This is a genomic window from uncultured Polaribacter sp. (assembly GCF_947495205.1).
GTDB lineage: Bacteria > Bacteroidota > Bacteroidia > Flavobacteriales > Flavobacteriaceae > Polaribacter.
This window is the reverse complement of sequence record NZ_CANLXV010000006.1, coordinates 71,058-84,992: the sequence shown is the minus strand read 5'-3', so window position 1 is coordinate 84,992 and position 13,935 is coordinate 71,058. Positions and strand designations below refer to the sequence as shown.

General features: G+C 30.8%; 10 protein-coding genes. 6 read left to right on the top strand and 4 right to left on the bottom strand.

Features of this window, described 5'->3' with window-relative positions:
• Complete coding sequence (locus Q0762_RS07510) at positions 1-1,041, bottom strand: glutaminyl-peptide cyclotransferase (RefSeq protein ID WP_298765490.1); 1,041 nt, start codon at positions 1,039-1,041, stop codon at positions 1-3.
• 262 nt (positions 1,042-1,303) lie between these two features.
• Here Q0762_RS07510 and Q0762_RS07505 point away from each other — a divergent pair, with 262 nt between their 5' ends.
• From Q0762_RS07505 to Q0762_RS07495, 3 genes are all read left to right on the top strand, one after another.
• Positions 1,304-1,555 (top strand): type B 50S ribosomal protein L31, encoded by a 252-nt coding sequence (locus Q0762_RS07505; protein ID WP_068363688.1) that lies wholly within the window; start codon positions 1,304-1,306, stop codon positions 1,553-1,555.
• A gap of 261 nt (positions 1,556-1,816) precedes the next feature.
• Complete coding sequence (locus Q0762_RS07500) at positions 1,817-3,325, top strand: FMN-binding glutamate synthase family protein (RefSeq protein ID WP_298765482.1); 1,509 nt, start codon at positions 1,817-1,819, stop codon at positions 3,323-3,325.
• A 117-nt stretch (positions 3,326-3,442) separates the two neighbouring features.
• Entirely contained in the window at positions 3,443-4,414 is a 972-nt protein-coding gene (locus Q0762_RS07495) for a hypothetical protein (RefSeq protein ID WP_298765480.1), read from the top strand.
• 183 nt (positions 4,415-4,597) lie between these two features.
• Here the strand turns inward: Q0762_RS07495 and Q0762_RS07490 are convergent, their stop codons facing one another.
• Together Q0762_RS07490 and gcvP are read right to left on the bottom strand one after the other, a co-directional pair.
• A complete protein-coding gene (locus tag Q0762_RS07490) occupies positions 4,598-5,203 on the bottom strand; it encodes a hypothetical protein (protein ID WP_298765479.1) in 606 nt (201 codons plus the stop codon).
• 101 nt (positions 5,204-5,304) lie between these two features.
• The gene (gcvP, locus tag Q0762_RS07485) at positions 5,305-8,190 is read right to left on the bottom strand and encodes an aminomethyl-transferring glycine dehydrogenase (RefSeq protein WP_298765478.1); all 2,886 of its coding nucleotides are present in this window, start codon (positions 8,188-8,190) and stop codon (positions 5,305-5,307) included.
• A gap of 186 nt (positions 8,191-8,376) precedes the next feature.
• Between gcvP and Q0762_RS07480 the strand changes: the two genes are divergently transcribed.
• The 3 genes from Q0762_RS07480 (at position 8,377) to Q0762_RS07470 (ending at position 12,398) form a co-directional block, all read left to right on the top strand.
• The gene (locus Q0762_RS07480) at positions 8,377-9,201 is read left to right on the top strand and encodes a hypothetical protein (protein WP_298765477.1); all 825 of its coding nucleotides are present in this window, start codon (positions 8,377-8,379) and stop codon (positions 9,199-9,201) included.
• A 136-nt stretch (positions 9,202-9,337) separates the two neighbouring features.
• Positions 9,338-11,230, top strand: a complete 1,893-nt coding sequence (gene serA / locus Q0762_RS07475) for a phosphoglycerate dehydrogenase (RefSeq protein ID WP_298765754.1) — start codon at positions 9,338-9,340, stop codon at positions 11,228-11,230.
• Between the two features lie 373 nt (positions 11,231-11,603).
• The gene (locus tag Q0762_RS07470) at positions 11,604-12,398 is read left to right on the top strand and encodes an SHOCT domain-containing protein (protein WP_298765476.1); all 795 of its coding nucleotides are present in this window, start codon (positions 11,604-11,606) and stop codon (positions 12,396-12,398) included.
• A gap of 91 nt (positions 12,399-12,489) precedes the next feature.
• On the opposite strand, the gene Q0762_RS07465 is transcribed toward Q0762_RS07470, so the two are convergent.
• Positions 12,490-13,848, bottom strand: a complete 1,359-nt coding sequence (locus Q0762_RS07465; protein ID WP_298765474.1) for a hypothetical protein — start codon at positions 13,846-13,848, stop codon at positions 12,490-12,492.
• Positions 13,849-13,935: the final 87 nt, after the last annotated feature.

Below are 13,935 nucleotides of genomic sequence, written 5' to 3'. Positions count from 1 at the left end.
TTATTGCTTTATCAATTCAATTTCAAACAGCTTTCCCCAATATTTTCCAGTAACAAAAAGTCGGTTGTTAACTTTATCAAAAGCAATACCATTTAAAACTTCGTCTCCTGCTGCTAATTTTTGAGTTTTGGCCATTTCCGTTTCCAAACCTTTTAAGTTAATTAAACCTTCTACAATTCCTGTTGCAGGGTCTATAATTGCAATAATGGGTTTTTGGTAATAATTGGCATATAATTTACCATTAATTAGCTCTAATTCGTTTAACTGACTTAACGCTCTATCATGCGTATACGTTTGAATGTATCTAATTTCTTTTTGGGTTTCCTTATCTAAAAACCAAATTTTATGAGTTCCATCAGATTTTATTAATTCGGTTTCGTTTTGTGTTAAACCCCAACCTTCTTTACTTTTATCATAAGCAAATTCACCCTTTTGTTCAAAAGTATTTAAATCATAAATAAAACCTTTATTATTTTGCCAAGTTAGCCAAATAATTTTGTCACCAACAATCGTCATTCCTTCACCAAAATAATTATTATCTAGCGCCACTTTTTGCAAAACTTTACCCGTTTTAATTTCAACTTTTCTCAGGGTAGATTGTCCTTTTCGTCCTGTAGTTTCATACAAAAAACCATTATAGTATTCTAAACCTTGCGTATAAGCTTTGGTGTCATGCGCATAAGTATTTACAATTTTATAACTATAAATAGCCGGTTTATTTTTAGCAAAAATTTCTATAGTGCTATTTATTTTCTTTGTTTTTTTATCAAAAAAAGCCAAAGCAGCAATGGCATGTTTACCAACACCCAAGTTATTGGTTTTCATTACTATATTATTTCCATTACTTGCAAATTCTTTTCCGTTTACATAAAACTGCACTTTTTCTAAAGGCTTATTTTCTTGCTCAACTAAAGCAATATTTATGGTCTCATCCAATACTGCTTTTTTGGGCGTTTCTAAATTAAATTTATAATCAGTACTACAAGAGCTTAGTAATAAGAAAGTTACTAAAATGGTAAAATAAAAAGTAAGTTGTTTCATTAGTTTGCTGAATTTCAATAAAATATATTGGTAAATATTCATAAAAACAAGGTTAAAAAGCAACTAAAAACCCTGTTTTTATTGGTTTTTTAACGAAAGTAAGAAAAACCAGAAATAAAAAAGGTTTAAATGTTTGTAAATTAAAAAATAAGATTAAATTTGCATCCTCAAAATGGTTTTTAAAGAACTATTTTAGAAATTAAGTAAAACCTTACCAATTTTACTTTACAAATAAAACATTAAAGTATTAAAATATTATAAAATGAAAAAAGGAATTCATCCAGAAAATTACAGAATGGTAGCATTTAAAGACATGTCTAATGAAGATGTTTTTTTAACACGTTCTACTGTAGACACTAAAGAAACTTTAGAAGTTGATGGTGTTGAGTATCCTTTAGTAAAATTAGAGATTTCTAGAACATCTCACCCATTTTACACTGGTAAATCTAAACTTATTGATGCTGCAGGACGTATTGACAAGTTCAAAAACAAATACGCAAAATTCAAGAAGTAAAACGCTTAGAATTTTAAACATACTTAAAACTCCAACAGAAATGTTGGAGTTTTTTCGTTTAGCACGCAATCTATTTTAGGAACTCTTCATTTATTTTTGGGCGTTACCTAAAGGTCGGGCTTTACGCACTCGCTTTTTTTCAGAAAAAGAAAAAAGAGCTCAAACAAATGCTCCAATCCCTAACGCAACTATTGGCCAACTATTTTTAGTAATTCAAACGAATAGTTTATTTTTATACCCATTTAATTTTACAACTATTTTATGAGAAATACTATTCTTGCTATTTTTATTGTTGCGACCATACTTTGCGGAATCTTAGCATATTTTATACCACAAACAGGGAGTTATATACTTTTATCTATAGCTGTAATACTTACAGCAATTGTGTTGCATGACAGCTTTCAAAAAAAACACTCTTTACTAAGAGCATTTCCTTTAATAGCTCGTTTGCGTTGGTTTTTTGAAGAAGAAAGAGATAAAATTCAACAATATTTTATAGAAGACAATTTAAATGGTACGCCAATAAATAGAGAAAAAAGAAGTATTGTTTACCAAAGATCTAAGTTAGAAAAAGAAACCATACCTTTTGGTACACAACATAATGTGTACAAAAAAGGTTACGAATTTGTAAAACATTCTTTATTTCCAAAAGACCACCACAATATAAAAGGAGAAAGAATAGTAATTGGTTCAGATAAATGTACACAAAAATACAGCAGTTCTATTATAAACATTTCTGCAATGTCTTTTGGTTCTTTAAGTAAAAATGCAATAAAAGCATTAAATGAAGGCGCGCAAATGGGTGGTTTTGCACACAATACAGGCGAAGGTGGTATTTCTCCTTATCATTTAACTGGTGGCGATTTAATTTTTCAAGTAGGAACAGGATATTTTGGTGCAGGTAAATCTGTAAACGGCAAACGCATGTTTGATGCAGAGGTTTTTAAAGAAAATGCCATTAGACCAGAAGTAAAAATGATAGAAATAAAATTATCTCAAGGCGCAAAACCAGGTCATGGAGGTATTTTACCAGCCAAAAAAAATACACCAGAAATTGCAGCAATTAGAAAAGTAACAGTAGGTACTCAAGTAGATTCTCCTCCAGGACATTCTGCATTTTCTAATTTTGATGAAATGATAAATTTTATTCAAAAAGTAAGAGAATTAGCAAACGGTAAACCCGTAGGAATTAAGTTTTGTGTTGGGAACAACGCAGAAATAGAAGAAATGATTACTGCTTTCGCAAAAGCAGATAATTACCCAGATTTTATCGCTGTAGATGGTGGAGAAGGAGGTACAGGAGCTGCACCTCTAGAATTTACCAATTATATAGGTACCCCATTAATAGAAGGTTTGGTTTTTGTAAATAACTTACTAAAAAAACACAAACTTAAAGAACAAATTAAAATAATTGCAAGTGGTAAAGCTGTAGATGCTTTTGATATTGTTAAGTATCTAGCATTAGGTGCAGATGCTGTTGGTATGGCACGTAGTTTTATGTTAAGTTTAGGTTGTATTCAAGCAAGAGAATGTAATTTAGACACCTGTCCTGTGGGCGTGGCAACACAAGATCCAGATTTGGTAAAAGCGTTAGTGGTAGCTCAAAAAAATGTTAGAATTAAAAACTATCACAATAAAACCATACAAGCAGTAAAAGAAATGATAGCAGCAATGGGGAAAAATTCCATAGAAAATGTAAGTTCTTTAGATGTTTACAGACGAAATAAAGACGAAGAAGTTTTAAGTTTACATGAACTCTACAAACTGTAAAATTTTATTTAATTCATTTTATTTTTTATAATTTGTAAATTTTGCAGTGTAGTTTTTGGATTCTTAGAAAATTTTTAATCATTATTTTTTACTATTAATCTTTAAATTACAAGTCATATGCAAAATATAAATAAATATTTATCCGTAGCTTTATTAGCAATTATTATTACATTTTCTTCTTGTGAATCTGAGCCAGAAATGAATTCTCAATTAGAACAAATTATTCAAGATAGTTTGGCAGGAGAAGAAAATGCAGTTGATGTGGTAATTCCTGTGGATATGTCAGATCCAGTTAGTGCAGAAGCAATTCCAGATGAAGATACAAGTCCTATAACCACTTGTACAGATGAAGGTAATAATAGCAGCAGACAAACAGATATTGCAAACTCTGTAAATGTTGGTACTATAGATGATAGAAGCTGTTATGCGAATTATACAGAAAGTACTTACCTTGGTAAAACTTGGGGTGTTTATAATATAACAGATGGTTCTAACCACCAAGATGCACCCAATACATTACAACCCAGAATAGAACGCTCTTTTTCTAGAGCACAAACTACAGGAGTAGGAAGTTACGTAAAATTTACTGGGCTTGTAAGAATTTTAGAGGCTGGAGACGCAGTAAGAGATAATGATGATGGTTCTTACATTATGCAAGCCAAAGGAAAACATACAGGTGGTGGTGGCTCTAATGATCCTGCAATTTGCTTGTATATTGCTAAACCTGTTTATGGGCAAAACACTAATGGAAAAAGAGTACAAGTTTCTTTTGATATTTTTCGTGAGCAAATCAACTTTAGAGGTGGTTCTGGTGCTAATGGAAGACAATTTGTGTTCTTAACAAATGTTAAAAGAAATGAACCTACAGAAATTGTTTTAGAGGTTGGTTTTAGAACAGATCCTGCAGATGCTAGTAAAAAAATACACTATTCAGATGCTACAATTGGCGGAAAAGAGTTTAACTGGAATATTCCAGAACCAGAAAGAGGTATACAATCTGGTATTAGATATGGAGCTTATCGCGTAAAAGGAGGCAGAGCACAAGTTAGATGGGCAGATACTACTTTTGAAAAAATAGAAAAGCAATAATTTAATTACCAAAAAAATACAAAAAAACACTTAATTTGAATCAAGTGTTTTTTTTGTGGCAATTTTGAAGTCTATGTAACTTTACCTTTATTTATGAATTATGTGAACTAAAAATAACAATATTTGTCTTTTCCAGAACTAATACATTTATAAATGTTTAAAACCTTAATCAGAAATAAACGTTTACAAATAAAATGCAATTCCAAGCGATATATTTGATCCGTTTAAATTGAAGCCAAATGTTTTTGATTTACTATCACTACCTGTTCTAAATTTTGTAGTACTAGAGATATAAGCTAAGGAACCAATATTTCCTATTAAGCCAATTTTATTTGTTAAAAAGTAAACAAACCCTGGACGTATTATAAACCCAACTTGATTCAAGTCAAATTCATCATTACTCATATCACTTTCTATATAACCTTTTCCAAAAGCTAACGCTCCTTTTAAATGTAATGCAAATTTATCATTCAAAATGAAATATTTTTTAATGTAAGGCGCAAAATTAATAGAGACTAGTTTATCATTGTTTTCAGATAAGAAAGAAACTAAATCGCTTCTATCGTAACCAATACTTAATCCTAATTCTAAGTTGCTTTTGGCTAAAACATAACCAACACTTCCTAATAAACGAGTTTGAGAATTTTCAGAGTTATTTGAAAAGGAATTTAAAGTTTCCGTTTTCTCACTTAAAAAACTCATTTCACCAGTAAACACCCAACTATTGGCTTGTTGAGCAGATGTTAAAAAGCTTGCAAATAAAAGTGTAATAATTAATAATTTCTTCATTTTTTGTTTTTGACAAATAAACATTAAAAATTGAAAGGAAAAAAGAAAAACCGCCTCTAAAAAGAAACGGTTTTTAAAAATTTATCTGCAGACCTTGTCTGCTACATATAATCTTCTATTGGTTTACAAGAACAAATTAAGTTTCTGTCTCCATAAGTGTCATCTACTCTTCTAACTGTTGGCCAAAATTTATTATCAGATACAAAATCTAACGGAAAAGCAGCTTGCGCTCTTGTGTATGGGAGATCCCATTCATCTGTAGTTAACATGGCTAAAGTGTGTGGTGCATTTTTAAGTACGTTATTCGTATCGTCTTTTGTAGCTTCTACAATTTCTTTTCTAATAGAAATCATGGCATCACAAAATCGATCTAATTCAGCAATACTTTCAGATTCCGTTGGCTCAATCATCATTGTTCCATTTACAGGAAATGATACTGTTGGTGCATGAAAACCATAATCCATTAAACGCTTTGCAATATCTACTACTTCAATACCTCTTTCTTTAAAACTTCTACAATCTATAATCATTTCATGAGCAGCACGTCCCTTTTCACCTGTATATAAGGTATCATAATGGCCATTTAAACGTTCTTTGATATAATTTGCATTTAAAATTGCCATTTTTGTAGCGTTTGTCAATCCTCTAAAACCTAACATGGTTATGTAACCGTAAGAAATTAAGCAGGCCAAAGCAGAACCCCAAGGCGCCGCAGAAATTGCAGAAATTGCTTGCTTACCACCTGTTTTTACTAACGGATTGGTTGGTAAAAATGGTACTAATTGTGGTGCTACACAAATAGGACCAACTCCAGGACCACCACCACCATGAGGAATGGCGAATGTTTTATGTAAATTTAAGTGACAAACATCTGCACCAATAGTAGCAGGATTTGTTAAGCCAACTTGAGCATTCATATTTGCACCATCCATATATACTTGACCTCCGTGATCGTGAATAATTTTAGTAATTTCTTGAATTTCACTCTCAAAAACACCATGAGTAGATGGGTAAGTAACCATTAAAGCTGCTAAATTAACTGAATGTAATTCTACTTTTTCACGTAAATCAGCAACATCAATATTACCATTTTCAGCAGTTTTGGTAACTACTACTTGCATACCTGCCATTACAGCAGAAGCAGGGTTTGTACCATGTGCAGAAGCAGGAATAATACAAATATTTCTATGCGATTCATTTCTAGATTGGTGGTAAGCTCTAATAGTCATTAAACCAGCAAATTCTCCTTGTGCACCAGAATTTGGTTGCAAAGAAGTGCCTGCAAAACCAGTAATAATATTTAATTGATGTTCTAATTTTTGCAGAACTTCCTGATAGCCTTGTGCCTGATTTAAAGGTACAAATGGATGTATATTTCCCCATTGAGGATTGCTTAAGGGCAACATTTCTGAAGCAGCATTCAACTTCATTGTGCAAGAACCTAAAGAAATCATAGAATGATTTAAAGCCAAATCTTTACGTTCTAATTTTTTAATATAACGCATCATGTCTGTTTCAGATTGATACGTATTAAAGATTTCATTTTCTAAGAAAGAAGTATTTCTAGCTACGTTTTTAGAAATTACTTCAAAATTAGAATGAAAAGGTTCTTGTGTTAATATTTGAGAAAAACTACCACTAAAATCTTCATTTAAAGGATTAGGTCTTGGTTTTAATTGACCAAAAATGGTAAACAATTGCATTAAATCTTTTTGCGTAGTAGCTTCATTAATAGAAATTGAAACCAAACAATCGGTAACATAATTAAAGTTTACTTTAAACGATTCTGCAATTGGTTTTAATCTAATGGCATCTATTTCTACTAAAAGCGTATCAAAATAAGACGAATTTAATTGTTTAAAACCTGCTTTTTCTAAATAATTAGCAACTAATTTTGTTTTATTATGTACAGAATCTGCAATAAACTGTATGCCTTCTTTTCCATGGTAAACAGCATACATACCAGCCATAACTGCCAATAAAACTTGTGCAGTACAAATGTTAGATGTGGCTCTTTCTCTTTTAATATGTTGCTCTCTAGTCTGTAAGGCCATTCTTAAAGCAAAACCACCATCTGTATCTTTTGTTACACCAATTATACGTCCAGGAATGCTTCTTTTGTAAGCTTCTTTAGTGGCAAAATAGGCAGCATGTGGCCCACCATAACCTAAAGGAATACCAAAACGTTGTGTGGTACCTACAACTACAGAGGCGCCAAATTCTCCTGGCGCTTTTAATTTTACAAGTGATAAAATATCGGCAGCAACAGCCACTTTTATAGCTTTATCGTTCGCTTTTGATACAAAACTTTCGTAATCAAAAATTTGACCTAATTTACCTGGATATTGTAAAATTGCACCAAAATAATCATCGGCAAAATCAAACTGTTCATGATTACCAACAACCAATTCTATACCAATTGGTGTAGCACGTGTTTGCAATAGCGCTAATGTTTGTGGTAAAATTTCTTCAGAAACAAAAAACCTGTTAGCACCTGCTTTCTTTTTTGTACGTTCTCTTACATCAAATAATAAAGCCATAGCTTCTGCAGCTGCTGTAGATTCGTCTAATAAAGAGGCGTTTGCCAACTCCATACCTGTTAAATCGCAAATCATGGTTTGGTAGTTTAACAATGCTTCTAATCTACCTTGTGCAATTTCTGCTTGGTAAGGTGTATACGCAGTGTACCAACCAGGATTTTCTAAAATATTACGTTGTATAACGCTTGGTACAATTGCTTCGTGATATCCTAAACCAATGTAACTTTTAAATACTTTATTTTTGTTTGCTAACGCTGTAATATGAGACAAATATTCGTATTCACTCATTGCAGGATCTAAATCTAAGTCTTTTTTTAAGCGAATATTTTCAGGAACAGTCTCACTAATTAACTGTTCTAAACTATCTGCTTTAATAGTGGCTAGCATTTGTTCTTGTTCCTTTTTATTAGGACCAATATGTCTAAGTTGAAACGAATTTGTATTCATTAATTTAGTTTTATGAACGATTGATTTCAATCGATTTCGTATAAATTTTTAACACTCCCAAAAATTAGAGTTAAGGGTTGTCAAAAATAAGACTTTCACAAATTATTTTAAAGCCATAAAGGAATAAAATCCTGTTAATTATTAACTAAAATAGCAGGTTATAAACATATAGTTTATTTTTGTTTTATGAAGATTTTAAAAAATATATTTAATTTTTATTTAAATGCCAGCATTCACGTGGCTTTCGCGGTTTATGCTTTTTTAAGAATAACGGAACAATATTTAGAAATTTCGCAACAAGAGCATTTAAATTATTTTGTTTTTTTTGGAACTATTACAGGCTATAATTTTGTAAAATATGCGGGTGTGGCAAAATTGCATCACAAGAGTTTAACAAATAATTTAAAAGTAATTCAAATATTTTCGTTTTTTTGTTTTTTGACACTTTGTTATTTTGCTTATGTTTTACCTGTTAAAATATTACTTTTAGCCATACCGTTTATGCTGCTTACTGTGCTTTATGCCATTCCTTTTTTAAGCGGATTATCAAAAAATTTAAGGCAAATTAGTTATTTAAAAATTATTGTTGTGGCCTTAGTTTGGGCAGGTTTTACAGTTTTAATACCTGCGTGCAACGCAAACAGAGTTTTAAATTCTACTATTTTTTTGTTGTTTTTACAGCGCTTTTTAATTGTAGTAGTTTTAATATTACCTTTTGATATAAGAGATGTAAAGTATGATGCCATTTCTTTGCAAACCATTCCAAAGAAAATTGGCATCGAAAAAACAAAACGATTAGGATTAGGTATTATGATTGTTGCGCTTTTAATAGAATATGCCATAAATGCAAATGATATTTCTAAAAATGTATTTATGATTTTCTTTTTTCTAACGCTAATATTATTAATGCGCTCCAAAATAAATCAGTCTAAATATTATAGCGCATTTTGGGTAGAATCATTACCCATAATTTGGAGCTTATTTCTTTTCGGATTTCATAAATTTTTGTAAAAAATTAGTTTTTTTTTATCAACTTAAAGGTAATTTTAGGAAAATACAATACATATCATAAAATTTAAAATGTACTTTTAAGTAAGCTATGATATTTGTAGATTTACCAATTAAAAATCAACCAAGATTACAAGGAATGATTACAAAGAAAAGAAGTTACGTTTTTGATTTTGATAGTACATTAACCAAAGTAGAAGCGTTAGATGTTTTAGCAGAAATTACGTTAAAAGAAAACCCTAAAAAAGACGCAATAATTCAAGAAATTATTGACATTACCAATTTAGGTATTGATGGAGAAATTTCCTTTACAGAATCTTTAGAGCGCAGAATTAAATTATTAAAGGCAAATAAAGCAGATTTAACAGGTTTGGTTAGTGCTTTAAGAAAACAAGTTTCTAAATCTATAGAAAGCAATAAAGATTTTTTTGAGGAATTTGCAGAAGATATTTATGTAATTTCTTGTGGCTTTAAAGAATTTATAGATCCAATAGTTAAAGAGTACAACATACCCACAGAAAGAGTATTTGCCAATACTTTTGAGTTTTCTAAAACCGGAGAAATTATTGGTTTTGATGTCAATAATCCACTATCAAAACACAACGGAAAAATTCAATGTTTAAAAGACATGAATTTAGAAGGAGAAATACAAGTAATAGGAGACGGTTATAGCGATTATGTAACGCGTGAAGCAGGTATTGCAGATAAATTTTTTGCTTATACAGAAAATGTTTCTCGCCAAAAAACAACCGAAAACGCAGACCACATTACACCCAATTTAGACGAATTTTTATACATAAACGATTTGCCAAGAAATATAAGTTACCCAAAAAACAGAATTAAAATATTACTACTAGAAAACGTACACCAAGATGCATTTAAAAAGTTATCTGCAGATGGTTTTTCTGTAGAAACAGTGTCTAAAAGTTTATCAGAAGAAGAACTGATTGCAAAAATTAAAGATGTACACGTTTTAGGAATTCGTTCTAAAACACAGGTAACTGCAAAAGTAGTGGCTGCAGCAGAAAAATTAATGGTAGTTAGTGCATTTTGTATTGGTACCAAGCAAATAGATTTAGACGCTTGTAAACAAAGTGGAGTAGTTGTTTTTAATGCACCCTATAGCAACACGCGTTCTGTGGTAGAATTGGCTATTGGAGAAATTATTATGTTAATGCGTTCTGTTTTTCAAAGAAGTACAGAAATACACAATGGGCAATGGCAAAAAACAGCTGCAGGTTCTAGAGAAGTACGTGGTAAAAAACTAGGTATTGTAGGTTATGGTAATATTGGTAAACAACTATCAATCTTAGCAGAAGCTTTAGGTATGGACGTTTATTATTATGATGTTGAAGACAAATTAGCTTTAGGAAACGCAACAAAAGTTAGCAATTTAGAAGAATTATTATCAATTTCAGATGCAGTTAGTTTGCATGTAGATGACAATGCTGCCAATAAAAATTTCTTTGGTGAAAAAGAAATCTCACAAATGAAAGACGGCGCAGTTTTAGTAAATTTAGCACGTGGTTTTGTGGTAGATATACCAGCTTTAGTTGCTGCTTTAAAATCTAAAAAAATAGCAGGTGCTGCAATAGATGTATATCCGTCAGAACCAAGAAAAAATGGCGAGTTTGTTACAGAATTACAAGGTTTAGACAACGTAATTTTAACGCCACATGTTGGTGGTAGTACAGAAGAAGCTCAAAGAGACATTGCAGATTTTGTACCCAACAAAATTATGGCATATATAAATTCTGGAAACACAGTAGATGCAGTAAATTTTCCAAACATTCGTTTACCAAGACAAACCAATGCACACCGTTTTTTACACATTCATAAAAATGTACCAGGTGTAATGGCAAAAATTAATGAGATTTTAGCTAAATATTCTTTAAACATTAATGGCCAATATTTATCTACAGACCCAAAAGTAGGGTATGTAATTACAGATTTAGATAAAGAATACAACAAACAAGTATTAGAAGAATTAAGAGCTGTAGAAGGTACAATTAAGTTTAGAGTGTTGTATTAATTTGGAGTCATTGTTAGGAACAAAGCAATTTGTTCTTAAATAAATATTTAAGCCTTTCAATGTATGTTGAAAGGTTTTTTTTTGGAGCTACTTCCAGCTTTCCACTATATCTTTTTTTTTAATGTAAACATTTTAAAATAGCTATAGCTTTATAAACAACAGCAGTTTTTTTACAAATACCAAACGCTATTTATCAAAAAAAAGGATGCCATTTCAATCTGGGCTACAACCAAGAGCCAACATCATTTATTAAAAGTAAATTAAACCTTTTTAGCAAAAAGAAACTTCAAATAAACATAATAATCTGCTGTTTAAGAGTACCTTTGCAGCAAAATGCAAATAAGGCATTTAAAATTAATAGGAAATAGAAATTATGAATCCAATATTTACAGACGCTAGTTTTCAAAATATAACAGCAATAGCAAATCGTTATGGAATAAGTGTTAATGCAGTTACAGAATTAACGAACACTTTAATGAGAAGTAATGGTACAATGGCTCAATTTAATATATTTGAATTAGGCGGCGGTGGCCAATGGATGCAAGGTGGTATGACTATGGTTGGAGATATGTTTAACAACCAATTAAAAGCTACTGTAGATGGTTTATGTAATGAGTTGTCTAACTTAATACAACAAGGCAACATTCAATATAAACCTTTACCTAAAGTAGAAAACAATTCAAATTCACAAGCTAATTTTCAGCAAAATTGGTGGGGAAATTTAGGATTTCCGAATTCTACAGGTAGCCAAAACAATACAAGTTATGCTATTTTTTCAAATATCAATCGTTTGGCAATTCAGCAAAATGGAAAAGTTACCATTTTTGATACTTTAGATCACCAAATTGGTGGAGTAGGACAGCAGCAAGGAGGCAATTATTCTGTTAATTTCTCTAGTCAATATGGTGTGGTAGATTTAAGTACTTTACCAATTATTTCTGGTACAGCAGCAAAACAAGAACCAGAAGAGTTTGTTAATGATTATGCTCAAAATACACCTCAAGAACAAGTTATTACACCAGAACCGGTACAAAACAATACTATTACTAACGATTCTGAAGAAGATATTTTTGTTAAGATAGAAAAATTAGCAAACCTAAAAAGTAAAGAAATTATCTCTAAAGAAGAATTTGAAAGTAAAAAAGCAGAACTTTTAGCAAGATTATAAAATTACGTTTACTTTAGTTATAGCTATTTTAAAAAACAGAAAAACCTCTAAAATTAATTTTTTAGAGGTTTTTTTATAATGAAATTTTGTTTTAAAAGTCTAAACTCACACCAACGTATGGTCTTACTTGGTTGGTAGCAATAAATTTTCCGCTTTCATTAGCTGCAAAAGTCCATTGGTAGTCTACGCCAGCTTCAAAAATTTTACCTATTCTGTAGGTTACAATTAAATTAGCTAAAGATCTTTCATCTAAACGAAAAGCATCGCCTAAATTATTTAAACCTGCTTTAAGGTAAGTACCTCTAGCTTTAAAACGCCCAATTTGTTTTGTTTCTAAATCTACACTTACAATAGCACCTCTGCTATCAGGATCATCTTCATCAAGATTATCAGGAATTAATAAAGAACCACCAATTTTAACCGTTTGTAAAATTTCTGCACTTAATGTACCAAATATACCTTGAGATTTTTTTGCTGTAAGCAATTCACTTAATCTTGCATCTTTATTAATTTCATAAGCAAAATTAAAAAGCTGTGGTATATAATTATCACTATACCATTGTCTTTCTATTCTTGCATTCATAAAAATTGTATTGGCAAGAAATCTAAAATCTGTTTCAACACCAATAGAGAAACCATCTCCTTCGTCATAGTCTGCCATTGGATTTTCAGTAGCAAGCAAATCAATTTTAGAGATTTTACTATATTGTGCATCCACTCTTAAGTTTAATAAACTTGTTCTTAAAAGGCTCAAACCCATATCAAAACCATTAGCGCTAACACCATCTGCACTAAATCTAGTTGTTCTGTTATCTACACCTTCTTCTTGAAAATCATCATTATCTGTTACAAAACTTGCACCAACTTCAATTGTTTTTACAATAGGAATATTAGTTCTTCCAAAAGGCTTTATAAACGGTCTTAAAGCAAGCATTTTTTGAGAACCGCTAAAATTTAAATCACTGTAAATTGCCTCTAATCCAACCATTTTTTTGATAAGAATAGAAACACTAGCACCAACTTTTCTTCTTTCAAAAGAAGTGGCATTTGTATAATTACCCACTAAATTACCAAAACCTAAGCGCTCGCCAGTTAAATCTCCTATTTTGGCATAAAAAGGATCTATATTTTTATTTCCATACCTTAAAAAACGAATCATTCTTAAAAGACCTGCTCCTTGTTCAAATTCTTCTTTTCTAATATCGCCAGTTTCTAAATTAAAAAGCAAAGGTATATCTAGTCCTAAACCAAATTTACCAAAACTAAATTCTGGCTGTAAACGCATTCCAAAGAAATTTTGACCATCAATACTGGTTAAACCTAAATTAGAATTAAATACATTATCACCTTCAAAGGCGCTTTTAAAGGCGCTTTCAATCGGGTCATCTTGTGCTTGTAAAAATTGAAAACTAGTAACTGTAATAAGTAGTAGTAAAGTAATTTTTTTCATAATAGTTGTTTTTTCCGCAATTTATACTTTATTTTAAAAAATTAACTATTTTTTCAAAATTTTTTACTTATTCAAGTTTTAAATAGA